The 25870-nt window shown below is 69.2% G+C and carries 28 protein-coding genes and 1 pseudogene; 17 read left to right on the top strand and 12 right to left on the bottom strand.

Annotated features, from left to right (window positions below):
- Positions 1-381: 381 nt before the first annotated feature.
- The 9 genes from ACX938_RS00345 to coxB form a co-directional block, all read right to left on the bottom strand.
- Entirely contained in the window at positions 382-966 is a 585-nt protein-coding gene (locus tag ACX938_RS00345) for a GNAT family N-acetyltransferase (protein ID WP_232752535.1), read from the bottom strand.
- Positions 966-2228 (bottom strand): M16 family metallopeptidase, encoded by a 1263-nt coding sequence (locus ACX938_RS00350; RefSeq protein ID WP_459429529.1) that lies wholly within the window; start codon positions 2226-2228, stop codon positions 966-968. Before ACX938_RS00350 ends, ACX938_RS00345 begins: the two co-directional genes overlap by 1 nt.
- On the bottom strand, positions 2225-3613 hold the full coding sequence (gene thrC / locus ACX938_RS00355) for a threonine synthase (protein ID WP_459429530.1): 1389 nt from the start codon (positions 3611-3613) through the stop codon (positions 2225-2227). Before thrC ends, ACX938_RS00350 begins: the two co-directional genes overlap by 4 nt.
- Positions 3610-4296: an SURF1 family protein gene (locus ACX938_RS00360; protein WP_459429531.1), complete on the bottom strand. Its 687-nt coding sequence runs from the start codon at positions 4294-4296 to the stop codon at positions 3610-3612. The genes thrC and ACX938_RS00360 overlap by 4 nt, the downstream gene beginning before the upstream one ends.
- A gap of 1188 nt (positions 4297-5484) precedes the next feature.
- The gene (locus ACX938_RS00365; protein WP_232752531.1) at positions 5485-6285 is read right to left on the bottom strand and encodes a cytochrome c oxidase subunit 3; all 801 of its coding nucleotides are present in this window, start codon (positions 6283-6285) and stop codon (positions 5485-5487) included.
- A 26-nt stretch (positions 6286-6311) separates the two neighbouring features.
- On the bottom strand, positions 6312-6896 hold the full coding sequence (locus ACX938_RS00370) for a cytochrome c oxidase assembly protein (RefSeq protein ID WP_459429699.1): 585 nt from the start codon (positions 6894-6896) through the stop codon (positions 6312-6314).
- The gene (locus ACX938_RS00375; RefSeq protein WP_370634857.1) at positions 6896-7051 is read right to left on the bottom strand and encodes a hypothetical protein; all 156 of its coding nucleotides are present in this window, start codon (positions 7049-7051) and stop codon (positions 6896-6898) included. The genes ACX938_RS00370 and ACX938_RS00375 overlap by 1 nt, the downstream gene beginning before the upstream one ends.
- 20 nt (positions 7052-7071) lie before the next feature.
- The gene (gene cyoE, locus ACX938_RS00380) at positions 7072-8016 is read right to left on the bottom strand and encodes a heme o synthase (protein ID WP_459429532.1); all 945 of its coding nucleotides are present in this window, start codon (positions 8014-8016) and stop codon (positions 7072-7074) included.
- 87 nt (positions 8017-8103) lie between these two features.
- Entirely contained in the window at positions 8104-8991 is an 888-nt protein-coding gene (gene coxB, locus ACX938_RS00385) for a cytochrome c oxidase subunit II (protein ID WP_459429533.1), read from the bottom strand.
- Between the two features lie 281 nt (positions 8992-9272).
- On the opposite strand from coxB, the gene tldD reads away from it, so the two are divergent.
- The 15 genes and pseudogenes from tldD to ACX938_RS00460 form a co-directional block, all read left to right on the top strand.
- Entirely contained in the window at positions 9273-10694 is a 1422-nt protein-coding gene (tldD, locus tag ACX938_RS00390) for a metalloprotease TldD (RefSeq protein ID WP_459429534.1), read from the top strand.
- A gap of 77 nt (positions 10695-10771) precedes the next feature.
- The gene (gene dprA, locus ACX938_RS00395; protein ID WP_459429535.1) at positions 10772-12037 is read left to right on the top strand and encodes a DNA-processing protein DprA; all 1266 of its coding nucleotides are present in this window, start codon (positions 10772-10774) and stop codon (positions 12035-12037) included.
- Between the two features lie 157 nt (positions 12038-12194).
- Positions 12195-12368, top strand: a complete 174-nt coding sequence (locus ACX938_RS00400) for a hypothetical protein (RefSeq protein WP_232752525.1) — start codon at positions 12195-12197, stop codon at positions 12366-12368.
- Between the two features lie 457 nt (positions 12369-12825).
- The gene (gene topA / locus ACX938_RS00405; RefSeq protein ID WP_459429536.1) at positions 12826-15339 is read left to right on the top strand and encodes a type I DNA topoisomerase; all 2514 of its coding nucleotides are present in this window, start codon (positions 12826-12828) and stop codon (positions 15337-15339) included.
- 86 nt (positions 15340-15425) lie between these two features.
- Positions 15426-16124 (top strand): CoA transferase subunit A, encoded by a 699-nt coding sequence (locus tag ACX938_RS00410; RefSeq protein ID WP_232752523.1) that lies wholly within the window; start codon positions 15426-15428, stop codon positions 16122-16124.
- A 4-nt stretch (positions 16125-16128) separates the two neighbouring features.
- On the top strand, positions 16129-17187 hold the full coding sequence (locus ACX938_RS00415) for a PAS domain-containing protein (RefSeq protein WP_459429537.1): 1059 nt from the start codon (positions 16129-16131) through the stop codon (positions 17185-17187).
- 3 nt (positions 17188-17190) lie between these two features.
- A complete protein-coding gene (locus ACX938_RS00420; protein ID WP_459429538.1) occupies positions 17191-17817 on the top strand; it encodes a 3-oxoacid CoA-transferase subunit B in 627 nt (208 codons plus the stop codon).
- Between the two features lie 4 nt (positions 17818-17821).
- A complete protein-coding gene (locus tag ACX938_RS00425) occupies positions 17822-18214 on the top strand; it encodes a DUF1801 domain-containing protein (protein WP_459429539.1) in 393 nt (130 codons plus the stop codon).
- Entirely contained in the window at positions 18207-18497 is a 291-nt protein-coding gene (locus ACX938_RS00430; RefSeq protein WP_459429540.1) for a GNAT family N-acetyltransferase, read from the top strand. Before ACX938_RS00425 ends, ACX938_RS00430 begins: the two co-directional genes overlap by 8 nt.
- Positions 18498-18516: 19 nt before the next feature.
- Entirely contained in the window at positions 18517-19407 is an 891-nt protein-coding gene (locus tag ACX938_RS00435) for a carbon-nitrogen hydrolase family protein (protein ID WP_459429700.1), read from the top strand.
- Positions 19408-19497: 90 nt separating this feature from the next.
- Complete coding sequence (gene infA, locus ACX938_RS00440) at positions 19498-19716, top strand: translation initiation factor IF-1 (protein WP_005978431.1); 219 nt, start codon at positions 19498-19500, stop codon at positions 19714-19716.
- Between the two features lie 64 nt (positions 19717-19780).
- Positions 19781-20362 (top strand): Maf family protein, encoded by a 582-nt coding sequence (locus tag ACX938_RS00445; RefSeq protein ID WP_232752518.1) that lies wholly within the window; start codon positions 19781-19783, stop codon positions 20360-20362.
- Entirely contained in the window at positions 20359-21381 is a 1023-nt protein-coding gene (locus tag ACX938_RS00450; protein ID WP_459429541.1) for a ribonuclease E/G, read from the top strand. Before ACX938_RS00445 ends, ACX938_RS00450 begins: the two co-directional genes overlap by 4 nt.
- Complete coding sequence (locus tag ACX938_RS00455; RefSeq protein ID WP_232752516.1) at positions 21378-21581, top strand: DNA gyrase inhibitor YacG; 204 nt, start codon at positions 21378-21380, stop codon at positions 21579-21581. Before ACX938_RS00450 ends, ACX938_RS00455 begins: the two co-directional genes overlap by 4 nt.
- Before the next feature lie 8 nt (positions 21582-21589).
- Positions 21590-22828 (top strand): annotated as a pseudogene (locus ACX938_RS00460) (aminotransferase class V-fold PLP-dependent enzyme); the annotation flags it as partial.
- Between the two features lie 101 nt (positions 22829-22929).
- Here ACX938_RS00460 and ACX938_RS00465 read toward each other — a convergent pair.
- Together ACX938_RS00465 and hisF are read right to left on the bottom strand one after the other, a co-directional pair.
- Entirely contained in the window at positions 22930-23241 is a 312-nt protein-coding gene (locus ACX938_RS00465) for a phosphoribosyl-ATP diphosphatase (RefSeq protein ID WP_459429542.1), read from the bottom strand.
- The gene (gene hisF / locus ACX938_RS00470; protein ID WP_232752513.1) at positions 23238-23996 is read right to left on the bottom strand and encodes an imidazole glycerol phosphate synthase subunit HisF; all 759 of its coding nucleotides are present in this window, start codon (positions 23994-23996) and stop codon (positions 23238-23240) included. Before hisF ends, ACX938_RS00465 begins: the two co-directional genes overlap by 4 nt.
- A gap of 136 nt (positions 23997-24132) precedes the next feature.
- Between hisF and ACX938_RS00475 the strand changes: the two genes are divergently transcribed.
- Positions 24133-24594 carry a DUF302 domain-containing protein gene (locus ACX938_RS00475; protein WP_459429543.1) on the top strand — a complete coding sequence of 154 codons (462 nt, stop codon included), beginning with the start codon at positions 24133-24135 and terminating at the stop codon, positions 24592-24594.
- 22 nt (positions 24595-24616) lie between these two features.
- On the opposite strand, the gene hisA is transcribed toward ACX938_RS00475, so the two are convergent.
- The gene (hisA, locus tag ACX938_RS00480; protein WP_459429544.1) at positions 24617-25339 is read right to left on the bottom strand and encodes a 1-(5-phosphoribosyl)-5-[(5-phosphoribosylamino)methylideneamino]imidazole-4-carboxamide isomerase; all 723 of its coding nucleotides are present in this window, start codon (positions 25337-25339) and stop codon (positions 24617-24619) included.
- 139 nt (positions 25340-25478) lie between these two features.
- Between hisA and ACX938_RS00485 the strand changes: the two genes are divergently transcribed.
- A complete protein-coding gene (locus ACX938_RS00485) occupies positions 25479-25868 on the top strand; it encodes a DUF2147 domain-containing protein (RefSeq protein ID WP_459429545.1) in 390 nt (129 codons plus the stop codon).
- Positions 25869-25870 lie beyond the last annotated feature (2 nt).

Consider the following 25870-nt stretch of genomic DNA (forward strand, 5'->3'; position numbering starts at 1 on the left):
CCACGGCCCGAGAGCCGGACGGACCCAACCCGACGACCGGACCCGCATAACCAGCGGGCACTAGAGAGCTGCCGAAGCCGGACCCCAGGGCCGAACCACCAAACCCCGCCACGCCAGAGCCGCCCGACCAAAGCCCCCCGGACGCCCCCAGGGCCCCAAGCCGTTCAGGCGCAGAAAACCCCGCCCGATGCAGGTAAGACACCCCCGGCGTGGCCTCGGCCAGCGCGATGCAATGCGAGGGCCGGCGGTCGGCGTCCTGGGCGGCGGCGAGGGCGGGCAGGGCGCTCAGGACAAGCGCGGTGATGATGCGGAACATAGGCGGGACCTCCTGGGCGCGAGGCTAGCACAGCCCTGCCGTCCCGGGGTCACGTCAGCGCGAGGTCAGCCCACCTGGGTCCGTCCGCGCCGGTCGCTGCGCAGACTTGCGTAAAGAACATGCGTCCGCCAGCGCCCGTTGATCTGCAGGTAGCTCTGCGCGACGCCCTCGTATTTGAAGCCCGAGCGTTCGAGCAGCCCGCGCGAGGCGACGTTCTCGGGCAGGCAGGCGGCCTCGAGCCGCGACAGGTCGAGCTTGCCGAAGGCGTAATGCGCCATGGCCTCGATCGCCTCCTGCATGTAGCCCTGCCGGGCGAAGGGCTGGCCGATCCAGTAGCCCAAAGTGCCCGATTGCGCGGGCCCGCGGCGGATGTTGTCGAGCGTCAGCGCGCCGAGCAGCATCTGGTCCTCGCGGCGCACCAGGAAGACCGGCACCGCGGTGCCGCCGGCGATCGAGCGGTTGGCCCAGTAGACCCGGTTGGTGAAGGCCCGCCGGGTCAGATGGTCCGAGGCCCAGGTCGGCTCCCAGGGGACCAGGAAGGCGCGGCTGTCCTGGCGCAGCGCCGCCCAGCCGGTGAAATCCGCATGGACCGGCGGCCGCAGGGTCAGCCGCTCGGTCTCGAGGCGCAATTTCCGGCGGCGCGACAGCATCAGGCGGCGCGGGCCGCGTTCAGGGTCTCGAGCGAGGGGGCCTCCTCGACCGGACCGTAAAGCGCCAGCGCCGCCGGGGCGCGCGCGGCGATCTCCTCGGCATGGGCGCGCACATCGGCGAGGCTGACCGCGTCGATGCGGGCGATGGTGTCCTCGATCTCGGGGACATGGCCCCAGATCTGCACCATGCGCGCCTGCCGCTCGGCGCGCGCCGAGGCGCTTTCGAGCCCCATCAGCAGCCCCGCCTTGAGCTGGGCGCGGGCGCGGTCGATCTCGGCGGTGCCGATGTCCTCGGCGGCGCGCTTCATCTCGTCGATGGTCAGCCGCGCGAGGCCCGGCAGTTCCGCCGCCGAGGTGCCGGCGTAGATCGTCGTGGTGCCGGTGTCCGCATAGGCGCCGGAATTGGCGAAGATCGTGTAGCAGAGGCCGCGCCGCTCGCGGATCTCCTGGAAGAGCCGCGAGGACATGCCGCCGCCCAGGAGCGTGGCGTAGATCTGCGCCGCGAAGAAATCCGGCGCGCGGTAGCCCGGGGCCTCGAAGGCCAGGGCGAAATGCGCCTGTTCCAGCGCCCGGGCCTCGCGGATCTCGCCGCCCCGGAAGCGCGCGGCATCGGCGTCGCGCGCCGGGCGCGGGGCCAGGTCGCCAAAGAGCGTCTCGGCCTGGGCCACCAGCGCGTCATGGTCGACCGCGCCCGCCGCCGAGAGGATCAGCCGGTCGGGCCCGTAGTGTTCGTCGACGAAGCGCGCCAGGTCGTCGCGCCCGAAGCGCGAGACATTGGCGACCGGCCCGAGGATCGAGCGGCCGATGGCCTGGTCGGGATAGGAGGTCTCCTGCAGCCAGTCGAAGATGATGTCGTCCGGCGTGTCGCGGACCTGGCCGATCTCCTGCAGGATGACGCCGCGCTCGGTCTCGATCTCGCGGTCCTCGAAGGCGGGGTTGCGCAGGATGTCGGCGATCAGGTCCAGCGCCAGCGGCACGTCGGGCTCGAGCACGCCTGCAAAATAGGCCGTGGTCTCGCGCGAGGTATAGGCGTTGATGTAGCCGCCCACGTCCTCGATCTCCTCGGCGATCTTCAGCGCGCTGCGCGAGGCGGTGCCCTTGAAGGCCATATGCTCGAGGAAATGCGCGACGCCGTTCTCGGCCGCGCGCTCATGCCGTCCGCCCGCGCCGACCCAGATGCCAAGCGCCGCGGATTTCAGATGCGGCATGTTCTCGGTGACGATGCGGAAGCCGTTGGGGAGCGTGGTGATCCGGTAGGTCAATGGGCGATGCGGTCCTTTACCAGGGTTTCGAGCGCGGCGAGGTCGTTCTCGGCGCGCGTGACACGTTCGGGCCGGTCGAAGAGATCGGCCATGCGGTCGGGCAGGGGCGGGCGGAGGCCCGTGGCGGCCTCGACCGCGTCGGGGAATTTCGCGGGATGCGCGGTGGCCAGCGTGACCATGGGCACGGCGGGGTCGAGGTGTTCCTCGGCCACCTTCACGCCGACGGCGCTATGCGGGCAGAGAAGCTCGCCCATCTCGGCGCGGGCGCGGGCGATCGTGGCGCTGGTGTCTTCCTCCGAGGCGCGGCCCGAGGCGAAATGCGCGCGCAGCCCCTCGAGCGCGCCCTGGCTGACGTGGAAGCCGCCGGCCTTCAGCTCCTCCATGAGCTGGCTCACCGCCCGGCCGTCGCGGCCGTAGACGTCGAAGAGCGCGCGCTCGAAGTTCGAGCTGACCTGGATGTCCATCGAGGGCGAGATCGAGGGCGCCACGGTGTCGGTGGTGTAGGCGCCGCTGGTCAGGCAGCGGTGCAGGATATCGTTCTGGTTGGTCGCGACCACAAGCTTGTCGATCGGCAGTCCCATGCGCTTGGCGATATAGCCCGCGAAGATGTCGCCGAAATTGCCCGTGGGCACGGTGAAGCTGACCTTGCGGTCGGGCGCGCCAAGCGCCACCGCCGAGGAGAAGTAATAGACGATCTGCGCCAGCACCCGGCCCCAGTTGATCGAGTTCACCCCGGCGAGCCGCACTTCGTCGCGGAACTCGAAGTGGTTGAACATGTCCTTGAGCCGCGCCTGGCAGTCGTCGAAATGCCCGTCGAGCGCGATGGCATGCACGTTGGCCTCGCTGGGCGTGGTCATCTGGCGGCGCTGCACCTCGGAGACCCGGCCATGCGGGAAGAGGATGAAGACATCCACCGCGTCGAGCCCGCGGAAGGCCTCGATCGCCGCCGAGCCGGTGTCGCCCGAGGTGGCGCCGACGATGGTCACCCGGTCGCCGCGGCGCTTCAGCGCCTCCTCGAACATCTGCCCGATGAGCTGCATCGCGAAGTCCTTGAAGGCCAGCGTGGGCCCGTGGAAGAGCTCGCAGAGGAAATGCCCGGGGCCGAGCTGTACCAGCGGCGCGCGGGCGGCGTGGCCGAAGTCGCGGTAGGCGTTCTCGATCAGCCGCATGAAGGTGGCGTCGTCGAAGGCATCGGCCACGAAGGGGCGCATGACGCGGAAGGCCAGTTCCTCGTAGGAGAGGCCGCGCAGGGCGCGGATGTCGGCCGCGCTCATCTGCGGCACGGTCTCGGGGACATAGAGGCCGCCGTCGCGGGCCAGCCCGGAAAGCATGGTGTCCTCGAAGCCGAGGACGGGCGCGCTGCCGCGGGTCGAGACGTAGTTCATGGCCGGACCTCTTTTCGGGCGAAGCTGCCGCGCAGGATGTAGGCGAGGGTCATCGCGATCCAGATGGCGGCCAGCGAGAACCAGGTGATGGCGTATTGCAGGTGATCGTTCGGGATGCCCCGGGTCGAGACCGGCAGAGGCGCGATGCCCGGGGCCGGCGGCGTCTCGGCGCGGGCGATGACCAGGAGCGGCTCGGTGCCGAGCGCCTCGGCCATGGGGGCGATGTCGCGGGCGAACCAGATGTTGCCTTCGACGTCGTTCTCCGGCGTCGAGGAAGTGCGGTCGTCGGTCCAGTGCAGGTTGCCGCTGACCTCCGTCGGGCCGGTGCGGCGGGGGGCGTCGCGGGAGGCTTCGGGCACGAAGCCGCGGTCGAGGAGGACCCGGCGGCCGTCCTCGGTCTCGAAGGGGGCGATGATGCGGTAGCCCGGGCCCTGGCGCTTGACCGAGACGAGGACGTGCAGCTCGCCCGCCTGGATCTCGCCTTCGAGGGCGACCGGCTGGTAGCGCTGGGCCTCGGGGTCGATCACCCGCGGCAGCGGCTCGGCGGGGCCGGAGATGCGCTCTTCGATCTGGGCCAGGATGCCTTCCTTCCAGGCCAGGCGCTGCACCTGCCAGACCCCGAGAGAGATCAGGATCGCGGTGCCGATCAGGCCGAAGAGAAGCGGGGCGACGAGGCGTTTCACGAGGGCACGCGGGCATCCGTGTTGAAGGTTCGCGTTGCTCTATCCCGTTGCGCGCGCAGGTTCAATGCGGAGCTGCCGCGGCGGCGGTGTGGTGCGGGGTCGCGTGGGGGGGTGGTTTGCGCTCTTGGGATCGCCTGCGCTGGTTTCTCTGTCCCGCGCTTCCATTTCTGCTGCTTGATCCCACCGGCCTTTGCCTCGGATCATCGCTGATAACCTCTCTCCGTCAATTCTCCAAACCCGTCAGCGCCGCCCCGCTGCCGTGTCTTGACGACTCCGGCCCCGCACTTGCCGCACTCACAACCAAGCCCGCCCCGGCAGGGCACCTGCGGACACGACTCCTTCTTACGCCCGAATAGCACCGAAGGTGCCGGGCGCGCGCCGGACCGGCCCTATGGGCCGGCGCTCTTGAGAGTGGCGCGCATAGATCAGCCCTAGTCCTGACCTTGTTGGGATAAAGCGCTTGGCTCAGAAGTTGGTAGCGCCGGCCCCCGGTCCGGCGCGCGCCCTCCGTTGCGCGGGTTTTGAGCGGGCAGGAGCTGCTGGGTGAGGCTGGGAGTCTGCGCATGCGTTCCGCCCGGTTCTAAGCAGTCGCCCTTGTCTTCCAGGCGCTGCTTCGCCCCGGGGTGGTCTTTGCCCTGACCTGGATAGCGGGCCGCCTCCTTGCGCCCGGATAGCACCGAAGGTGCCGGGCGTGCGCCGGCCCCGACGTTGGAGAGCGTTGCGCCTTCTTGCGCCCGAATAGCATCGAAGTTGCCGGGCGCGCGCCGGACCGGCCCCTTGGGCCGGCGCTCCTTGGGATGGCGTGCATAGCTGTCCCCTAGCCCTGACCTTGTTGGGATAAAGCGCCTCGCTCGGAGGTCGGTGGCGCCGGCCCCCGGTCCGGCGCGCGCCCTCTGTTGGGGGGGATGAGAGGGGAATTGTGGTGGAGGGGACGTTTCAGTTACCGCTTGCGGGCGTGTTTCGCGGTGGTGTGGGCGTGAGTGCTTCTCGGGAAGCGCGGCTGGGTGCATCGGCCCGGGCGGAGCCTGAGCGACTCAAGAGCCCCAAGCCGGACACGCCGAATCCCCCGACACCGTCGCGCCGGGCCGCCCCACCGCCCAACAACCAACAACTCCCCCCAAACCAAAACGCGCCCGCCGGTGAGGGCGGGCGCGTGGCAGTCAGCATCTCAAAGAAGGTCCGGCCGGATCAGCCGCCCCAGACGTAGACGGCGGCGAAGAGGAACAGCCAGACCACGTCGACGAAGTGCCAGTACCAGGCGGCGGCCTCGAAGCCGACGTGCTTGTTGGGCGTGAAATGCCCCCGCATCAGCCGCATCAGGCAGACAAACAGGAACACCGTCCCGATGATCACATGCGCGCCGTGGAAGCCGGTCGCCATGAAGAAGTTGGCGCCGTAGATGTTGCCCGAGAAGCCGAAGGCCGCGTGGCTGTACTCATAAGCCTGGAAGACCGAGAAGATCAGGCCCAGCACGATGGCGATGATCAGGCCCCACTTCATGTCCTCGCGGTTGTCCTCGTGCACCAGCGCGTGGTGCGCCCAGGTCGCCGCCGCACCCGAGCACAGCAGGATCAGCGTGTTGATCAGCGGCAGGTGCCAGGGGTCGAAGGTCTCGATGCCCGCGGGCGGCCAGACGCCGTCCTCGGCCGGGGAGTTCGGGCCCATCGGGTACATGGCATGTTTGAAGAACGACCAGAACCAGGCGAAGAAGAACATCACCTCGGACATGATGAACAGGATGAAGCCGTAGCGCAGGCCGATCTGCACCACCGGAGTGTGATCGCCGACCTGGCTTTCGCTGACCACATCGGACCACCAGGCGAACATCACGTAGAGCACGCCGACAAGGCCGATGAGGAACATCCAGGGCCCGCTGTCCTTCATCCAGAGCACCGCCCCGAACAGCATGACGAACCCCGCGACCGCGCCCAGGAAGGGCCAGATCGAGGGGTTCAGGATGTGGTAGTCGTGGTTTTTCGCGTGCGCCATCTGGGTTCCCTCGCTCGCTTTCCGCGTTAGTTGACGTTGGCCGCGCTCTGGCTGCCCTCGTCGAGACCGTCCTGCACGTCCTCGGGCAGGTCGATCTCGTAGAAGGTGTAGGAGAGCGTGATATGGTTGAGTTTGCGGGTGTCCGGGTCATCGACGATCGCGGGATCGACGAAGAAGCTGACCGGCATCTGCACCCGCTCGCCGGGCATCAGCACCTGCTCGGTAAAGCAGAAGCACTGCACCTTGGAGAAATGGCTGCCCGCCACGAAGGGGGCGACGTTGTAGCCGGCCTGGCCCGCGATGGGCTCGTCGGTCGGGTTGTAGGCCTCGTAGAAGGCCAGCCCGTCCTGGCCGATCTTGACGGTCATCTCGGGTTCGACCGGCTTGAACTCCCAGGGCATCCCGGCCTCGACATTGGCGTCGAAGCGCACGGTGATCTCGCGGTCGAGCACCTCGCCGCTGCCGGCCTCGGCCGTCCCGGTGGTGCCGCCGTAGCCGGTCACCGCGCAGAACCAGTCGTAAAGCGGCACCGAGGCCCAGGCCATGGCACCCATGAAGGTCGCCACGCCGACGAGCTGCGCCACAGTCTTGGTCTTGCCGTCCATCGCCATCATTCGCCTCCTGCCGATTGGGTTGCCGCCGGCCCCCGGGGCATCTCGAAGTCGCCGCGAGTGACCTTCACGAAGGTCAACCCGAAGACGATGGCGATCAGGGCGGCGAGGCACAGCCCGACGCCGAGGTTCCGGCTGAAGCGCCGGACGTGCATGTCATGTCTGCGAGAGAGGCTCAAAACAGACCTCCGAAGCCAAGCCCCAGTGCCGCCAGCGCCTGGTCGGCGAGGATCGCGCCGAAATGGGCGAAGAGATACAGGAGCGACAGTTTGAAGAAACGCTTCTCGACCGCGTAGTTGTCGGCCTCGGCCATGACCTCGTCGCGGCGCCAGATCGCCACGGCGCCCTTCACGAAGAGCGCGTTCAGCACCAGTGCGCAGAGGAGATAGGCCGGGCCGCCGACCGAGGTCGCCGCCATGGCCAGCGCCAGCGCGGCCAGAAGCAGGGTGTAGATCAGGATGTGCCGGCGGGTGGCCGGGCGACCGTGGGTCACGGTCAGCATCGGCACGCCGGCATCGTCGTAGTCCGAGCGCATGAAGAGCGCCAGCGCCCAGAAATGCGGCGGGGTCCACATGAAGATCAGCGCGAACATCAGCACGCTCTCGACCGAGACGCCGCCGGTGGCCGCGGCCCAGCCGATCATCGGCGGGAAGGCGCCCGCGGCGCCGCCGATCACGATGTTCTGCGGCGTCGAGCGCTTCAGCCACATCGAGTAGACCACGACGTAGAAGAAGATGGTGAAGGCCAGGAGCGCCGCCGCGACCCAGTTGGTCGCGAGCCCCAGGAAGACCACCGAGAAGCCCGAGAGCGTCAGCCCGATGCCCAGCGCCTCGTCGCGCGAGACCCGGCCCGAGGGGATCGGCCGCTTGGCCGTGCGCCGCATCACCGCGTCGATGTCGGCGTCCCACCACATATTGAGCGCCCCCGAGGCGCCGCCGCCCACCGCGATGAAGAGCACCGCGCAGAAGGCCACGAAGGGATGCAGGCCGTCCGGCGCGGCCAGAAGGCCCACGAAGGCGGTGAAGACGACCAGCGTCATCACCCGCGGCTTCAGCAGCGCGAAGTAGTCGCCGAACTGCGGCTCGTCCTCGGTCAGGGTCTGAAGGCTGATATCGGTCATCTGGCGCGGGGCTTCGGGGCTGGGGCAGGACTTAAACGGGGGGCGGGCGGTCCGGTCTTCCGGGCCGCCCGGTCAGTTTCCGGGCGCTTACTGCGCCGCGGCGATCTTGTAGCTCTCGCCGGTCTCGGCCGAGGCGTATTCTTCCTTCATCTCGGCCAGCCAGGTGTCGTATTCCTCCTGGCTGACGACCTTGACGGTGATCGGCATATAGGCATGCGCGATGCCGCAGAGCTCCGAGCACTGGCCGAAGTAGATGCCTTCCTGCTCGGGGGTGAACCACAGCTCGGCGAGGCGGCCGGGCACGCCGTCCTGCTTCACGCCGAAGGCCGGGATGGTCCAGGAGTGGATCACGTCGGCGGCGGTGACCTGCACGACCACGGTCTTGCCGACCGGCACCACGACCTGGGTGTCGGTGGCCAGGCGGAAGTGCTCGGGCTCGTAGCCGGCCTCGGTCAGCTGGGCCTCGACCTCCTCGGTGTAGGAGTTGTCGCCGCCGGTGGCGGGCGAGCCGATCATGTAGCTGTCGAAGCCGAAGCCTTCCTGGGGATATTCGTAGCCCCAGTACCACTGGTAGCCAGTGGCCTTGATGACCACGTCGCCTTCCGGGATCTCCTGCTGCTTGAACAGCACCGGCAGCGAGAAGGCCCCGATGAAGACCAGGATCACGATCGGCACGATGGTCCAGGCGATCTCGATCGGGGTGTTGTGGGTGAAGCTCGCCGACACGGGGTTGGCGCGGCGGTTGTAGCGCACGATCACCCAGGCCAGGAGCCCCATGACGAAGATCACGATCGCGGTGATGATCACCGTGATCATGCCGTCGAGCCACTGCAGGTCGCGGGCCAGTTCCGTCGCCGCCGGCTGGAAGCCGATGCCGCCGGCCTTGGGCGCGCCGATCACCTCATTGCTCTGGGCCAGCGCCGGAGCTGCAAGAAGGGCCGTGAGAAACCCCGCAATCATCGTCTTGGTTCGCATGTAACACCTAGGTGGTTTCGTCGTTTGCGTCGGGCCGGTCCGGAGCGCGTGCCAAGCAGCAGAGATCCGGGCGCGCGTTCCCCCGTTGTTTCGACGCCGGTTAAAACCATATTCCTACGGGCGGAGTAAAGGCGGATACTTGCGGCAAAGAGCCGCTTGTGCCCGCCCCAGCCCCGGGCGACTGTCCCGGTTCCCGCCCGCCCGCGCCCCGCCGCGGCGATCCGACCGCCCCCGGGGCGGCCCCCGCCGGGCCGCGCCGGGCCTGCCCAGACGGAGTATCCATGACCGACGCGCCCTTCCGCCCGCTCGAGACGCATCTCGATGCCGAGACCGCAAGCACCGTCCTCAGCGAGGCCCTCGCGGGCGCCGACGACGGCGAGCTTTTCTTCGAGCGGCGCCGCAGCGAGAGCGTGCTGTTCGACGACGGGCGGGTGAAAACCGCGAATTACGACGCCTCCGAGGGATTCGGGCTGCGCGCGGTCCGGGGCGAGGTGGCGGGTTATGCCCATTCCACCCAGATCGACGAGCCCGCCCTGCGCCGCGCCGCCGAGACCGCCCGCCTGGCCGTGGGCGCCGGCGGCGGCAGCATGGCCGCGGCCCCGCAGGCCACGAATCGCCGGCTCTACACCGATGCCGACCCGATCGCGGGCCTGCCCTTCTCGGTGAAGCTCGACACATTGCGCGAGATCGACGCCTTCCTGCGCGACCTCGATCCGCGCGTGGTGCAGGTCTCGGCGAGCCTCGCGGCCTCCCTGCAGGAGGTCACCATCCTGCGCGCCGAGGGGACGCAGGTCTCCGACGTGCGCCCGATGACCCGGCTCAACGTCAGCGTCATCGTCGAGGAGAACGGCCGCCGCGAAAGCGGCACCGCCGGCGGCGGCGGGCGGGTGCTGCTCGACGGGCTGGTCGACCGCGCCGACTGGGAGGCCAAGGCCCGCGAGGCGCTGCGCATCGCTCTGGTGAACCTTTCCGCCGAGCCCGCGCCCGCGGGCACCTTCGACATCGTGCTGGGGCCGGGCTGGCCGGGCATCCTCTTGCACGAGGCGGTGGGCCACGGGCTCGAGGGCGACTTCAACCGCAAGGGCTCCTCGGCTTTCGCCGGGCGCATGGGCCAGCGCGTCGCCGCACCGGGGGTGACGGTGCTGGACGACGGGACGATTCCCGACCGGCGCGGATCGATCACCGTGGACGACGAGGGCACGCCCTCGGGCAAGAACGTGCTGATCGAGGACGGCATCCTCGTGGGCTACATGCAGGACCGCCAGAACGCCCGGCTGATGGGCGCCGCGCCCACCGGCAACGGCCGTCGCGAGAGCTACGCCCATATCCCCATGCCGCGCATGACCAACACCTACATGCTGGGCGGCGAGGCCAAGCGCGAGGACCTGGTGGCCGAGCTGAAGGACGGCATCTACGCCGTGGGCTTCGGCGGCGGGCAGGTCGACATCACCAACGGCAAGTTCGTCTTCTCCTGCACCGAGGCCTACCGCGTGAAGGACGGCAAGATCGGCGCCCCGGTCAAGGGCGCCACGCTGATCGGCGACGGCGCCACGGCGCTGCAGCAGATCCGCGGGTTGGCCGACGACATGGCGCTGGATCCCGGCATGGGGAACTGCGGCAAACAGGGGCAATGGGTGCCCGTGGGCGTCGGCCAGCCCTCGGTGCTGATCGGCGGGCTGACCGTGGGCGGCGCCGGGACCTGAGGTTTTTTGCGCAATTTTAAGGGTGGCTTAACCCTCGGTGCGCTAGACCTCCTCGGGCAACGAGACGGGGTTGGCGAATGGCCGAGGATTTTCCTTCTTCCACTCATCCCCTACTCCCACCCCCCACGGAAGACGCGCGGTTCGACTGGCTCCGTCTCTTGCGCTGCCGCCGCGTCGGCATCTCGACCTTCTACCGGCTCCTGGGCGAGTTCGGCACGCCGCGCGCCGCGCTCGAGGCTTTGCCCGAGATCGCCGCCGAGGCAGGCGTGGGTGGCTACCGCATCTGCCCCGATGCCGTGGTCGCCGCCGAACTGCGCGCCGGGAGGGCCGCCGGTGCGCGGCTGATCTGCCGGGGCGATGACGACTATCCCGCCCGGCTCACCGATCTGGAGGATGCGCCGCCGCTCATCTGGGTGATGGGCGATGCGGCGCTCTTTGCGCGGCCCATGGTGGCGCTCATCGGGGCGCGGAACGCCTCTTCGCTGGGCCGGCGCATGGCGCGGCGGCTGGCCACGGACCTCGGTGACGCGGGGCAGGTGGTGGTCTCGGGCCTCGCGCGCGGCATCGACGCCGAGGCGCATCGCGCGGCGCTCTCGACGGGCACCCTGGCGGTCATGGGCGGCGGGGTCGATGTGCTCTACCCGCAGGAAAACGCGGGTCTCGCGGCTGAGATTGTCGCAGGCGGCGGGTGCAGGATCAGCGAACAACCCATGGGCATGACGCCCCAGGCGCGGCATTTCCCCGCGCGGAACCGGCTGATCGCCGGGCTCTCTCGGGCGGTGATCGCGGTCGAGGCGGCGGCGCGCTCGGGCTCGCTGATCACCGCGCGCGCGGCGCTGGACCTCGGCCGCGAGGTCATGGCCGTGCCGGGCCATCCCTTCGACGCAAGGGCCGCGGGCTGCAACATGCTGATCCGCGACGGCGCGGCGCTGGTGCGCGGCGCGGGCGACGTGCTCGAGGCGCTCGACCCCGAGGAGGTGATCGACCGGGACGACCCGCAGGCGCCGCTGCCGCTGGGGCCGGGGCCCGCGCGGGAGGTAGGGCCGGGCAGGGCGGCTGTGTCACGGAGCGGGCAGGGGGGCCGGGACGACGCGGCGGAGGAGGGCAGACCGAAGGCCCCGGCGCCTGCAAACACCGCGAAGCCCCCGGTGCTACCCGACACCACTCTCGCGCTGCACCAGGAAATCCTGTCACGTCTCGGGCCTTCGCCCATTGCCGAGGATCAGCTCATGCGCGACCTCGCGCGGCCGGCGCGGGACATCGCGCCGCTGCTCACCGATCTCGAGCTGGAAGGCCGCATCCGCCGCGCGGCGGGCGGCATGGTCGCACGGCTGCCCGATTGAGCCCCGCCCAGCCGGCACCGCCCAAGCATTAACCATGCCGCGCGGAAGCCGCATGCACACATTCAAATAAGTTGATTCGTTAACGTTTTGACGTAGAATTGCTAATGGGGCAGGTACGTAAGGTCTTAAACCGTTTATGTAAAATGGGGATGTCCTAATGAAATCCGTCAAACTTGCTCTGCTTTCCGTCTTTGCCCTGACCCTCTCGGCCTGCGCGGTTGTCGAACGCTACGAGGTCGAGCTGGCCTATGACCCGCTTCTGGCCAAGGACGGCACCGTCCTCGAAGAGGACTGGGTCATCGTGAACACCCGGGATCTTCCCGACAGCTGACGCCGCCGCTTCAGCGGTTGCGCTGCGCGATGCGACACGGCCCGGTGCATGTCCCGCACCGGGCCGTTTCTTTTGCCGGGCCGTGACATTCCGGCACGAGGCTCCGCCGTGACAGTCCGCCGCGGCGTCGGTGTGTGCCCGGCCAGGCAGCATATGTGCCACGAGACCCCGCCGGACGCCCCAAGACGGACATGCGGCCCCGCGCCCCCCGCCCGTGGAATTCCGCCCTGCACCCGCGTCTTGGCGCGCCGCCGCCAGCCCTCACCGGGCCAGGCCGCCGCGGCCTCTCCGCCCGGCCATCCCGCCGTGACAGGCCCCCCGACAGCCCCCGAAACCCACCGCCGCACACCCGCCGCCCGGCACCCCGCCGCCAAGCTTGATTGACAATCTCGGCTTGCACGACACATGTTCCCCGCCCATATCCCGCTGAACATTTTTTCCCCGAGGTCCGTTCATTATGCCCGTTGTCGTTGTCGAATCCCCGGCCAAAGCCAAGACGATCAACAAGTACCTGGGATCGGAATACACGGTCCTGGCCTCTTACGGGCATGTCCGCGACCTGCCGCCCAAGGACGGCTCGGTGAACCCCGACCAGGACTTCGACATGACCTGGGAGGTGGCCAACGACAGCCGCAAACACGTCAAGGCCATCGCCGACGCGCTGAAGGACGACAACGCGCTGATCCTCGCCACGGACCCCGACCGCGAGGGCGAGGCGATTTCCTGGCACCTGAAGGAGGCACTGACCAAGCGGCGCTCGATCAAGAAGGACACAGACGTCCGCCGCGTCACCTTCAACGCCATCACCAAGCAGGCGGTGACCGAGGCGATGAAGTCGCCCCGCGAGATCGACGCGCCGCTGGTCGAGGCCTACCTGGCGCGCCGCGCGCTCGACTACCTCGTGGGCTTCAACCTCTCGCCGGTGCTTTGGCGCAAGCTGCCGGGGGCGAAATCGGCGGGCCGGGTGCAATCGGTCTGCCTGCGGCTCGTGGTCGAGCGCGAGATGGAGATCGAAGCCTTCCGCGCCCGGGAATACTGGTCGGTCAAGGCGCTGCTCGCCACCCCGCGCGGCAAGGAGTTCGAGGCCCGGCTGGTCACGCTCGCCGGCAAGAAGCTCGACCGCTACGACCTCGAGAACCAGACCCAGGCGGAAATGGCCGTCCAGGCCATCGAGAGCCGCGACCTGAGCGTCACCTCGGTCGAGGCCAAGCCCGCCAACCGCAACCCCGCCGCCCCCTTCATGACCTCGACCCTGCAGCAGGAGGCCAGCCGCAAGTTCGGCATGGGCGCCAAGATCTGCATGTCGACGGCGCAAAGGCTCTACGAGGCGGGGCACATCACCTACATGCGGACCGACGGCATCGACATGGCGCCCGAGGCGGTGCATGCCGCCCGCGACGCGATCAAGGACCGCTACGGCGCCGAATACGTCCCCTCCTCGCCGCGGATGTACAAGAACAAGGCCAAGAACGCGCAGGAAGCGCATGAATGCATCCGGCCGACCGACATGACCAAGGATGCCGCTGCGCTGGGCCTGCGCGACGCCGACCAGAAGAAGCTCTACGACCTGATCTGGAAGCGCACCCTGGCCTGCCAGATGGAGGCCGCGCGCCTCGAGCGCACCACCGTCGAGATCGGCAGCCGCGACGAGCAGGTCGGCCTGCGCGCCACCGGGCAGGTGGTGCTTTTCGACGGCTTCATGCGGGTCTACGAGGAAGGCCGCGACGACGTGGTCGACGATGACGACAAGCGCCTGCCGCAGATTTCCGAAGGCGACACCCCCGAGAAGCGCGGCATCACGCCCGAGCAGCATTTCACCCAGCCGCCGCCGCGCTACACCGAGGCGACGCTGGTCAAGAAGATGGAAGAGCTGGGCATCGGCCGGCCCTCGACCTATGCCAGCGTGATCACCACGATCCAGGACCGCGAATACGTCCGCAAGGACAAGAATCGCCTGATCCCCGAGGACAAGGGCCGGATCGTCACGATCTTCCTTCTGAACTTCTTCAAGCGCTACGTGGAATACGATTTCACCGCCGCGCTCGAGGAGGAGCTCGACGACGTCTCGGCGGGCGAGCGCGACTACAAGGAGCTGCTCTCGAAGTTCTGGCGCGATTTCTCCGCGGCGATCTCCGAGACCTCGGACCTGCGCATCGCCGAGGTGCTGGACGTGCTCGACGACGCGCTGGCCCCGCAGCTCTATCCGCCGAAGGAAGACGGCAGCGACCCGCGCATCTGCCCGCTTTGCGGCGAAGGCAGCCTGCACCTCAAGACCTCGCGCTCGGGCGGCTTCGTGGGCTGCTCGCGCTACCCCGAATGCCGCTACACCCGGCCGATCGGCGGCGACGAGGGCGCGGGCGACCGCATCCTCGGCGAGGACCAGGGCGACGAGATCAGCCTGCGCTCGGGCCGCTTCGGGCCCTACGTCCAGCGCGGCGAGGCGACCGAGGAGAACAAGAAGCCGCCGCGCGCCAGCCTGCCCAAGGGCTGGGCCCCCGAGGACATGGACCTCGAGAAGGCGCTGACACTCTTGAGCCTGCCCCGCGAGGTCGGCAAGCACCCCGAGGACGGCGAGCCCATCGAGGCCGGGATCGGGCGCTACGGCCCCTTCGTGAAACACGGCCGCCTCTACGCCAACCTCAAGGAGGTCGACGAGGTCTTCGAAATCGGCATCAACCGCGCAGTGGACGTGCTGGCCGAGAAGGCCGCCAAGCGCGGCGCGGGCCGGGGTGCTGCGGCCAAGCCCTTGAAAGAGCTGGGGGAACACCCCGAGGAGGGCGGCCCGGTCAACGTGCTGGACGGACGTTACGGGCCTTACGTGAAATGGGGCAAGGTCAATGCGACCCTGCCCAAGGAGGTCGAGCCCGCCGACGTCACGATGGAGCGCGCGGTCGAGCTGATCGCCGAGAAACAGGCCAAGAAGGGCGGCAAGAAGAAGGCCGCGCCGAAGAAGAAGGCCGCGAAGAAATAGCCCCTCCCCGGGTCCCGGCTGGCCGCATTGACTTCGCGGAGGGCTGGGGCCACAAGTGAGCAAATTCGCTTCAGAGGGACGGCAGAATGAAAAAAGTCTACGGATCCGCAACCGAGGCGCTTGACGGTCTCCTGCATGACGGAATGCTTATCGCGGCGGGCGGTTTCGGCCTGTGCGGCATTCCCGAGCTCCTGCTCCAGGCGATCAAGGAGTCGGGCGTCAAGGACCTCACTTTCGCGTCGAACAACGCCGGCGTCGACGACTTCGGCATCGGCATCCTGCTGCAGACCCGGCAGGTGCGGAAGATGATGTCCTCCTACGTGGGCGAGAACGCGGAATTCATGCGCCAGTATCTCTCGGGCGAGCTCGAGCTGGAGTTCAACCCGCAGGGCACCCTGGCCGAGCGGATGCGCGCCGGCGGCGCCGGCATCGCGGGGTTCTACACCAAGACCGGCTACGGCACGCAGATCGGCGAAGGCAAGGAAGTCAAGGACTTCGACGGCGAGAACTACATTCTCGAGCGCGGCATCTTCGCGGATCTGTCGATCGTGAAGGCTTGGAAGGCCGACACCACGGGCAACTGCATCTTCCGCAAGACCGCCCGCAACTTCAATCCGCCGGCGGCCATGTGCGGCAAGGTCTGCGTGATGGAGGTCGAGGAGATCGTCGAACCCGGCGAGCTTGATCCCGACCAGATCCATCTTCCGGGCGTCTACGTGCACCGCCTGATCCAGGGCGAGCACGAAAAGCGCATCGAGAAGCTGACGACGCGCCCCGCCGCCTGAGCGCATGTCGAGCGCGCCGGTCACCCCCAGAAAGCTGAGCGCGGTCCTAGATGACAGGGCCGCGCTGGCCGGCTTTTCCCGGCTTTCGCTGGCCATGGTGATCACCAACCCCAACGCGCCCGACAACCCGATCGTCTACGTCAACGACGCCTTCGAGCGGACCACCGGCTACAGCCGCTCCTCGGTGATCGGCCGGAACTGCCGGTTCCTCCAGGGCCAGCGCACCGACAAGGACGACGTGGACCGGATCCGCACCGCGGTCGAGAAGTGCCGGGACGTGAGCGTCGACATCCTGAACTACCGCGCCAGCGGCGAGCCTTTCCTGAACCGGCTGATCATCGCGCCGATCCTCGGCGAGGGCGGCGAGCCGATGTATTACCTCGGCCTCCAGAAGGAGCTGCGCGACGACGAGTCGGACGGCGAGTTCCTGGACGACAGCCTGAAGGCGATCCGCGAGCGGGTGCAGGACGACCTGTCGCTGATCCTGGCCTCGATCTCGGAGCCCGCGCCCGAGCGCAGCCAGGAAGACCCGGTGCACGAGATCGAGGCCCTGCCACGGCGGCTCGACTGCCTGCAGCTGGTCTACGAAGAAATGCGCATGAGCGACGAGACCCCGGGCCGGCACCGGATCGACCTCGGCGCGATGATGAGCCGGGTGGCGGCCAATGTGGTTTTCCACGAATGCCGCCCCGGCATCCGCTTCATGCAGCACCTCGAACAGGTGGAGGTCAGCCTCGACGCCTCGGTGCGGCTGGCGCTGATCCTCTCGGAGGCGCTCTCCAACGCCTTCACCCATGCCTTCGCCGGGCTCGACCGCGGCTTCGTGGAGCTGCGCGTGACGCGGCTCGCCGCGGGCGGCCTGCGCATCGTCGTCGCCGACGATGGCGTCGGCATCTCGAAGAATATCGAATGGCCCTCGACCGCGACGGTCGGCGGGCGGCTGATCGCCGCCCTCTTGGAAGGGCTTGACGCAACCATAAACGTCGTGCGGGGCGCGGCGGGCACCATCGTCATGGTGGACGTGCCCATCGACCCCTACGATCTGGACCAGGAAGGAGCCTGACACATGCCTTGGGACCGTGAGCAGATGGCCGCGCGCGCCGCGCAGGAGCTGGAGGACGGCACGTATGTCAACCTCGGGATCGGCATCCCCACCTTGGTGCCGAACTACATCCCCGAGGGCGTCAACGTGACCCTGCAATCCGAGAACGGGATGCTCGGGATGGGGCCGTTCCCCTACGAGGGCGAGGCCGACCCCGACCTCATCAACGCCGGCAAGCAGACCATCACCGAGCTGCCGCATACCTCCTATTTCGACAGCGCCACCAGCTTCGGCATGATCCGCGGCGGCAAGATCGCCATGGCGATCCTCGGCGCCATGGAAGTGGCCGAGAACGGCGACCTGGCGAACTGGATGATCCCCGGCAAGCTGGTCAAGGGCATGGGCGGCGCGATGGACCTCGTCGCCGGGGTGCAGCGCGTGGTGGTGGTCATGGACCACCAGAACAAGGTCGGTGACTCGAAGCTCCTGAAGGCCTGCACGCTGCCGCTCACCGGCACCGGCGTGGTCAACCGGATCATCACCAACCTCGGCGTGCTCGACGTGGTCGAGGGCGGTCTGAAGATCGTCGAACTGGCCGAGGGCGTGACCGAGGAGCAGCTCCGCGAAGCCACCGAGGCGACGATCCTCTGAGCGCATGGAGTTCCGCCGCGACACGACGCTGGGCAGCTTCGAGGACCTGATCGCGGCGGCCCCGGCCCATGCCGGGACGCTGCAGGCGATCCGCGCGCTGGTGGCCGGGATCGACCCCGAGGCCCATGAAAAGGCCAGCCGCCGCGAGAACAGCGTCTGGTGGGGCCTCGGCCCGGCCAAGATGCGCGACGGCTACGCCTATGCCATGCCGCATGCCTCCCATGTGAACCTCGGGTTCTTCCAGGGCGCCTCGCTGCCCGACCCCGAGGGGCTGCTCGAGGGCGGCGGCAAGGCGCTGCGTCACGTCAAGCTCACCTCGCCCGAGGCGGTCGCCGCGCCGGGCCTGCGGGCGCTCTTGCTGGCGGCGCTCGAGGAAAGGCGCGCCGCGCGTGGCTGAGGGCGAGATCACCCGCGAGGTGGCCGAGGGCCGGGGCCGCTATCTCCTGCGGCAGGGTGGGGCCGAGGCCGAGCTGACCTATTCCATCGCCTCGCCGCGGCTCATCATCGCCGATCACACCGGCGTTCCCGAGGCCCTGCGCGGCACCGGCGCCGGGCAGGCGCTGGTCGCCCGGATGGTCGCGGACGCCCGCGCCGAGGGCGTGAAGATCGTGCCGCTTTGCCCTTTCGTGAATGCTCAGCGCCGGCGTCACCCGGACTGGGCCGATGTCTTCCAGGTATGAGAACATGGCCGGACGAATGATTACCGTGGCCGCCGCGGCCTACCCGATGGATATCCTGCCCGACTGGGGCGCCTATGAGACCAAGCTGTCCTACTGGGTGGCCGATGCCGCGGGGGCGGGGGCCGACCTGCTGGTCTTCCCCGAATACGGCGCGATGGAGCTGGCGACCCTGGGCGGCCTGCGCGTCGCGGGCGACCTCGAGGCCTCGCTTCGGGCGGTTTCGGACCGGGTGCCCGAGGCCGACGCGCTGCACGCAAGGCTCGCCGCCGAACACGGGGTGCATATCCTCGCCGCTTCGGGGCCGGTCTTCGACCCCGCGCTCGGGCCGCGCCCGGTGAACCGCGCCCGGCTTTTCTCACCGGACGGGCAGGCGGGCCACCAGGACAAGCAGATCATGACCCGTTTCGAGCGCGAGGACTGGGGCATCGCCTCGGGCGGGCCGCTGCACATTTTCGACACCGCGCTGGGCCGGATCGGCATCCTGATCTGCTACGACGCGGAATATCCGCTCTTCGGCCGCGCGCTGAAGGACTCCGAGCTGCTGCTGGTGCCCTCCTGCACCGAGGCGCGGGCGGGCTATTCCCGCGTCCGCATCGGCGCCATGGCCCGGGCGCTCGAGAACCAATGCGTCGCGGTCATGGCCTCGACCGTGGGGGCGGCCGCCTGGAACGAGGCGGTGGACTTCAACTGCGGCATGGGCGGCGTCTTCGGCCCGCCCGACACCGGCTTCCCGCCGAACGGCATCCTGGCCGAAGGGCGGCTCGACCAGCCCGGCTGGGCCTATGCCTCGGTCGACCTCGACCGCGTCGGCCGGGTCCGCCGCGACGGCGTGGTTCTGAACCGCACCCACTGGGAAGAGCAGTCCGGCCGCGACGGTCCGCCGGTCGAAGTGCGGCTGAAGCCAGATTGACCCTTGAAATGCCGGGAAAACCGGACCATTTAACAGCATCGCACGGAGAGGCATGGCTTCTCGGTGAGTGAACGCAATGCAGGAGAGACCATGGCCAAGGAAGATACGCTCGAATTTCCCGGTGTCGTGAAGGAACTCCTGCCGAACGCGACGTTCCGGGTCGAGCTTGAAAACGGCCATGAGATCATCGCGCATACGGCAGGCAAGATGCGGAAGAACCGCATCCGGGTTCTGGCTGGCGACAAGGTGCAGGTTGAGATGACGCCCTATGATCTGACCAAGGGCCGCATCAACTACCGCTTCAAGTGAACCGCGTCCGCGCGGTGCGAAACGGGGGCCTTCGGGCCCCTCTTTCATGTCGGGGGTGTGCCACATGGCGCTGATTCTGGGATCGGGAAGCCCGCGCAGGCGCGACCTTCTGGCCGAGCTGGGGCTCGTGGCCGATGACGTGCGCCCGCCCGATATCGACGAGACGCCGCGCCCGCGTGAGCTGCCGCGGCCCTATTGCATCCGCATGGCGCGGGAAAAGGCATTGGCCGTCCGCGCCGGGGAAGGCGACGTGGTGCTCTCGGCGGATACCACCGTGGCGCTTGGCCGCCGCATCCTCGGCAAACCCGCCGACGCGGGCGAGGCCGAGGCCTTCCTGCGCGGCCTCTCGGGGCGCCGCCACCGGGTCATCACCGCCGTCGCGGTGCGCCGGGGCGACGCGCTCTGGGAGCGTGAGGTGGTCAGCCAGGTCAAGATGAAGCGCCTCTCGGAGGACGAGATCCGCGGCTATCTCGCGACCGGCGACTGGCAGGGCAAGGCGGGCGGCTACGGCATCCAGGGGCCGGCGGGGGCGCTGATCCCCTGGATCTCGGGCTCCTTCACCGCCGTCGTGGGCCTGCCGCTCGCCGAGACGGCGCAGCTTCTGGGCGCGGCGGGCATTCAGGTCTGGAACGGAGAGACGGCATGAAGGGCGCACAGGTTGTCCTGGGAGAGCACCGCGGCCGCGAGGCGGCGGCGCTGATGATCGACGGGCAGCTCGAGGACCTCTTCCTCGAGGGCGACGGCCCGGTGCCCGGCACCATCTACCGCGGCGTCGCGGGCCGGCCGATGAAAGGGCAGGGGGGCATCTTCCTCGAGACCCCCGAGGGCAAGGTCTACCTGCGCCAGATCAAGGGCATCTCGCCGGGCGAGCCGCTCCTGTGCCAGGTCACCGGCCATGCCGAGCCGGGCAAGGCGGTGCCGGTCACCGCGAAGCTCCTGTTCAAGAGCCGCTATGCCATCGTCACCCCCGAGGCACCGGGGCTGAACATCTCGCGCCGCATCCGCGACGAGGAGATGCGCGACGCGCTTCTGGAGATCGCCCATGCGGAAATGGCAGGCGCCGAACACGGGCTGATCCTGCGGTCCTCCTGCGCGGGCGCCGACGGTGAAGACATCGCCGAGGACATCCGCGAGATGCGCGCGCTTTGTGACAGCGTGCTGGCCGACCAGGGCCGCGCGCCCGAGGTGCTGGTGGCGGGCGACAGCCCCCATGCCCGCGCCTGGCGCGAATGGGACATGCCCGCCGAGGTCCTGCGCGGCCCCGAGGCCTTCGAGGAGAGCGGCGTCGCCGAGGCCATCGAGGCGCTGGCGCATCCGCTGGTGCCGCTCAAGGGCGGCGGCCACATGGCGGTGGAGCTGACCCGCGCGCTGGTCGCGGTGGATGTGAACACCGGCGGCGACACCTCGCCCGCGGCGGGGCTGAAGGCCACGATCGCCGCGCTGCGCGACCTGCCGCGCCAGCTGCGCCTGCGCGGGCTTGGCGGCGTGGTGGTCATCGACCCCGCGCCCTTCCCCAAGAAGGAGCGCCGGCAGATCGAGCAGGTCCTGCGCGCGGCCTTGAAGTCCGATGCCGTGGAGACGACTTTCGTGGGCTGGACGCCCATGGGCAACATCGAGCTGCAACGCAAACGCGACCGCGTCGCGCTGGGGGACCTGATCCAATGAGCTGCCCGATCTGCAACGCGGACACCAAAGCCGACTACCGGCCCTTCTGCTCGCGCCGCTGCGCCGACCTGGACCTGTCGAAATGGTTCTCGGGCGGCTATGCCGTGCCCTCGGAGAACCCCGAGGACGTCGAGGAGGCGCTCGACCAGGCGATGCGGGCACGGGCCAAAAGCGACACCACCGGGGAGAGCACGCATTGACCACACCCATCGAGGCCCATGACGGGTTGATCGCGGAAGTCCGCGACCGCTTCGCCCATGTCGAGAGCTGCCCCTTCACCGGCCCGCGCGTCTTCTTCGAGAACGCGGGCGGGGCGCTGACGCTGAAATCCGTGGTCGAGACCACCGCGCGCTACGCCGCGGTGCCCGACAACCAGGGCCGGGCCAATGCCGCGAGCGCCGCGCTCAACGCCGCGATCGACCGGGCGCGCGCCGATGCGCGGCGCTTCTTCAACGCCGAGGGCGGCCAGGTGATCCTGGGCGAAAGCGGCACCGAGCTGCTGTTCCGGCTGATCCGCGAGGCCTGCCTCGGTGCGCCCGAGGGCGGCCATGTGCTGGGCTCCTCGGTGGAACATCCCGCCTCGCGCTCGGCGGCGCGGCGCTGGGCGGCCGAATCCGGCCGGCCCTATGTCGAGGTGCCGCATGACAGCGCCACGGGCGGTGTCGGCCCCGAGGATTACGCCCGGCTGGTGACGCCCGAGACCCGGGTCGCCACCATCCTGCACACCTCGCCTGTGACCGGCATCGGCAACGACATCGCTGGCATCACCGCGGCGATCCGCGCCGTCGCGCCCGAGGCGCTGGTCATCGTCGACGGGATCCAGCACGCCTGCCACGGCGGCATCGACATCGACGGCGCGGATGTCGATGGCTACGTGATCTCGCCCTACAAGGTCTTCTCGCGGCACGGCTACGGGGTGGCCTGGGCCTCGGACCGGCTGGCGGACCTGCCGCATGACACGCTCGCCGGCGGCCCGGGCGGCTGGGAGCTCGGCACCCGGGACACCGGGGCTTATGCGACCTTCTCGGACGTGGTGGCCTATTTCGACTGGCTCGGCGGCGCGGTCTCGGGCGCCGAGGCGCCGCGGGCACGGCTCGAGGCCGCCGCGGGCGCCATCGCGGCGCAGGAGAAGATGCTTTGCGACGCGGCGCTCTTCGGCACCGACAACCTGCGCGGCCTGGCCGAGATGCCCGAGGTCACGGTGCTGGGCGGGGCCGAGAACGCCCGCCGCGAGGGGCTGGTGACCTTCGCCCATGCCCGGCTCGAGGCGACCGAGATCGTCGAGCGGCTGAACGCCGAGGGCATCCGCACCCATACCCGCAAGGCGGACCACTATTCGGGCAACGTGCTCGATCCGCTGGGGCTGGGCTCGGCGGTGCGGGTCTCCTTCTGCCACTACAACACCCGCGCGGAAGTGGCCGCGCTGCTCTCGGCGCTGGCGCGGATGGCCCGAGGCCGGACGGCCGGGCCCCGCCTCGGGGCCCGGGCGAGGGCGCTGCCCTCGCGCTCCCGAGGTATTTTGACCAAGATGAAGGAGGGGCGCGGCGCTCAGTTCCCGCGGGCGGCCTTTTCGGCGAGGCCCGAGCGCGCCTGGCGCGCGGCAAGCTCTTCCATGACGTCGGAAAGCTCCACGTCGCGGGCGCGCAGCATCACCAAGAGGTGAAAGAGCACGTCGGCGGCCTCGGAGGTGAGCCGCGCACGGTCGCCCTTGGCGGCCTCGATGATCGCCTCGACCGCCTCTTCGCCGAATTTCTCGGCGCATTTCTCCGGGCCCTTGGCCAGGAGCTTCGCGGTCCAGCTCTCCTCGGGGTCGGCCGCGGCGCGGGTGGCGACGATCTCTGCCAGTTCCTCGAGGGTCATCGGCGCACCGGGATGCCGTGCTGGGCCAGGTGCTCCTTCGCCTCGGCGATGGTGTAATCGCCGAAGTGGAAGATCGAGGCCGCCAGCACCGCCGAGGCGCCGCCCTCGGTCACGCCCTCGACCAGGTGGTCGAGCGTTCCGACGCCGCCCGAGGCGATCACCGGGATCGTCACCGCCTCGGAGATGGCGCGGGTCAGCGGGATGTTGAAGCCCGAGCGGGTGCCGTCCTTGTCCATCGAGGTCAGGAGGATCTCGCCCGCGCCCTTGGCCTGCATGGTGAGCGCGAAGTCCACCGCGTCGATGCCGGTGGCGCGGCGGCCGCCATGGGTGAAGATCTCCCAGCGGCCGTCCTCGACGGTCTTGGCGTCGATCGCCACCACGATGCACTGGCTGCCGAACTGGTCGGCGGCGCGGGTCACCACGTCGGGATCGGCCACCGCGGCGGAGTTGAAGCTGACCTTGTCGGCGCCCGCCAGCAGGAGCTTGCGCACATCCTCGACCGAGCGGACGCCGCCGCCGACGGTGAGCGGGATGAAGCACTGCTCGGCGGTCCGGGTCACCACGTCGAGCATGGTGTCGCGGTCCTCGTGGCTGGCGGTGATGTCGAGGAAACAGATCTCGTCGGCGCCGGCGGCGTCATAGGCGCGCGCGGCATCCACCGGATCGCCCGCATCGCGCAGGTCGACGAAGTTGACGCCCTTGACCACGCGGCCATCGGCCACGTCGAGACAGGGGATGATACGTGTCTTCAGCATGAAACATCCGTCCTTTCGCTTGCCCCCGGATATGCCGAAGCGCGGCGCCGATCACAAGTCGGCCAGTCGGGCCGGGGCGGGGAAACGGCGGGGCGGGGGCGCGCGTTGGGGGGCAGTATTGATTGAGGAGACACAGATGACTCGCTTTGCCCGCCCCGTCGCCGCCCTGTCCTGCCTGCTTCTGGGGGCCGCCCCGGCGTTGGCCGACGAACATGTGGTGCAGAAGGAAAGCCCGCATTCGGTGGCGGTGACCATCGACAAGCTCGAGACCGCGGTGAAGAACGCGGGCGCGACGATCTTCGCCCGGGTCGATCACGCCGGCGGGGCCGAGAGAGTGGAGATGGAGCTCTCCGAAAGCGAGCTTCTGATCTTCGGTAACCCCAAGATCGGCACGCCGGCCATGCAGGACGACCCGCTGGCCGGGCTGCAGCTGCCGCTGAAGGTCCTGGCCTACGAGGATGCCGAAGGGCAGGTGCAGCTCGCCTACGAGACGCCCGCGGCGATGTTCGAGGGCTACGGGGTCGCGCCCGAGGCGGGCTACCTGGACCAGATGGCCGGCGCGCTGGAGAAGCTTACCGGCGCCGCCACGTCGGAGTGAGCGGCGCGCGAAGGGGCGCTTCTCAGGCCTTGAGCGCGGCGAGTGCCGCCGAGAGGTCGAGCGCCCCGTCGTAGAGCGCCCGGCCCGAGATCGCCCCGGCGATCACCCCGGTGTCGCGCAGCCGCGTCAGGTCCTCGAGCGAGGAAACCCCGCCCGAGGCGATGACCGGGATCGAGACCGCGCGGGCCAGGGCCTCGGTCGCGGCGGTGTTGGGCCCGCCCATGGCGCCGTCGCGGTTGATGTCGGTGTAGATGATCGCCGCGACGCCCGCGTCCTCGAAGCTGCGGGCCAGATCGGTGGCGTCGACATCGGTGGTCTGTGCCCAGCCCTTGGTGGCGACGCGGCCGTCGCGGGCGTCGATGCCCACGGCCACCTGGCCCGGGAAGGCGCGCGCGGCCTCGCGCACGAGGTCGGGCTGTTCCACCGCCACGGTGCCGAGGATCACCCGCGCCAGCCCCTTGTCGAGCCAGGTCTCGATGGTCGCCATGTCGCGGATGCCGCCGCCAAGCTGCGCCGGCGTGTCCGGGCAAGCGGCGAGGATCGCCTCGACCGCGGCGGCATTGACCGGCGTTCCCGCGAAGGCGCCGTTCAGGTCGACGAGATGCAGCCAGTCGCAGCCCGCCGCGACAAAGGCCTGCGCCTGGTCGGCGGGGTCGTCGTTGAAGACGGTGGATTTCTCCATGTCGCCGCGCAGGAGGCGCACGGCCTGGCCGTCCTTGAGGTCGATGGCGGGGAAAAGGATCATGGCGGTGCTTCCAAGGCTCTCGGGTCGCAGGCCAGATGGCATGACGGGACGGCACATGCAACGCGACCTTGCGTCAACCTTGATCGGCGCGGGCAAAGCGCGTCAGGCTGCGGGCGATGAACTTTTTGGGAGGAAAGTCATGAAGCCTGTCCTGATGGCCCTGGCGGGCCTGGCCCTGAGCGCCACCGCGGCCTTCGCCGATCCGATCCTCGGCACCTGGAAGACCGAAGTCGACGACGGGTCCTATGCCCATATCGGCCTGGTGAGCTGCAACGGCGGCAAGATCTGCGGCACCATCGACCGCACCTTCAACGCCGAGGGTGAATACGACTCGCCCAACAAGGGCAAGGCGCTGGTGCGCAACATGGTCCCGCAGGGGGGCGGCAAATACGAGGGCCGCGTCTGGCGGCCGTCGAACGACAAGATTTACCTGGGCAAGATGCAGCTCAACGGCAATACGCTGAAGCTGCAGGGCTGCGTCGCGGGCGGGCTGATCTGCTCGAGCCAGACCTGGAGCCGGGTGAACTGATC

Source organism: Roseivivax sp. (genome assembly GCF_054552075.1).

Bases quoted from the DNA above. Each gene is read 5' to 3' on its own strand.
- cyoE (WP_459429532.1), bottom strand. From the start codon at position 8,016: ATGACCGATATCAGCCTTCAGACCCTGACCGAGGACGAGCCGCAGTTC.
- ACX938_RS00375 (WP_370634857.1), bottom strand. From the start codon at position 7,051: ATGCACGTCCGGCGCTTCAGCCGGAACCTCGGCGTCGGGCTGTGCCTC.
- ACX938_RS00455 (WP_232752516.1), top strand. From the start codon at position 21,378: ATGAGCTGCCCGATCTGCAACGCGGACACCAAAGCCGACTACCGGCCC.
- hisF (WP_232752513.1), bottom strand. From the start codon at position 23,996: ATGCTGAAGACACGTATCATCCCCTGTCTCGACGTGGCCGATGGCCGC.
- tldD (WP_459429534.1), top strand. From the start codon at position 9,273: ATGACCGACGCGCCCTTCCGCCCGCTCGAGACGCATCTCGATGCCGAG.
- ACX938_RS00400 (WP_232752525.1), top strand. From the start codon at position 12,195: ATGAAATCCGTCAAACTTGCTCTGCTTTCCGTCTTTGCCCTGACCCTC.
- ACX938_RS00415 (WP_459429537.1), top strand. From the start codon at position 16,129: ATGTCGAGCGCGCCGGTCACCCCCAGAAAGCTGAGCGCGGTCCTAGAT.
- ACX938_RS00475 (WP_459429543.1), top strand. From the start codon at position 24,133: ATGACTCGCTTTGCCCGCCCCGTCGCCGCCCTGTCCTGCCTGCTTCTG.
- ACX938_RS00425 (WP_459429539.1), top strand. From the start codon at position 17,822: ATGGAGTTCCGCCGCGACACGACGCTGGGCAGCTTCGAGGACCTGATC.
- ACX938_RS00370 (WP_459429699.1), bottom strand. From the start codon at position 6,896: ATGGCGATGGACGGCAAGACCAAGACTGTGGCGCAGCTCGTCGGCGTG.
- ACX938_RS00420 (WP_459429538.1), top strand. From the start codon at position 17,191: ATGCCTTGGGACCGTGAGCAGATGGCCGCGCGCGCCGCGCAGGAGCTG.
- ACX938_RS00410 (WP_232752523.1), top strand. From the start codon at position 15,426: ATGAAAAAAGTCTACGGATCCGCAACCGAGGCGCTTGACGGTCTCCTG.
- ACX938_RS00345 (WP_232752535.1), bottom strand. From the start codon at position 966: ATGCTGTCGCGCCGCCGGAAATTGCGCCTCGAGACCGAGCGGCTGACC.
- topA (WP_459429536.1), top strand. From the start codon at position 12,826: ATGCCCGTTGTCGTTGTCGAATCCCCGGCCAAAGCCAAGACGATCAAC.
- ACX938_RS00450 (WP_459429541.1), top strand. From the start codon at position 20,359: ATGAAGGGCGCACAGGTTGTCCTGGGAGAGCACCGCGGCCGCGAGGCG.
- ACX938_RS00445 (WP_232752518.1), top strand. From the start codon at position 19,781: ATGGCGCTGATTCTGGGATCGGGAAGCCCGCGCAGGCGCGACCTTCTG.
- thrC (WP_459429530.1), bottom strand. From the start codon at position 3,613: ATGAACTACGTCTCGACCCGCGGCAGCGCGCCCGTCCTCGGCTTCGAG.
- ACX938_RS00485 (WP_459429545.1), top strand. From the start codon at position 25,479: ATGAAGCCTGTCCTGATGGCCCTGGCGGGCCTGGCCCTGAGCGCCACC.
- hisA (WP_459429544.1), bottom strand. From the start codon at position 25,339: ATGATCCTTTTCCCCGCCATCGACCTCAAGGACGGCCAGGCCGTGCGC.
- infA (WP_005978431.1), top strand. From the start codon at position 19,498: ATGGCCAAGGAAGATACGCTCGAATTTCCCGGTGTCGTGAAGGAACTC.
- dprA (WP_459429535.1), top strand. From the start codon at position 10,772: ATGGCCGAGGATTTTCCTTCTTCCACTCATCCCCTACTCCCACCCCCC.
- coxB (WP_459429533.1), bottom strand. From the start codon at position 8,991: ATGCGAACCAAGACGATGATTGCGGGGTTTCTCACGGCCCTTCTTGCA.
- ACX938_RS00465 (WP_459429542.1), bottom strand. From the start codon at position 23,241: ATGACCCTCGAGGAACTGGCAGAGATCGTCGCCACCCGCGCCGCGGCC.
- ACX938_RS00365 (WP_232752531.1), bottom strand. From the start codon at position 6,285: ATGGCGCACGCGAAAAACCACGACTACCACATCCTGAACCCCTCGATC.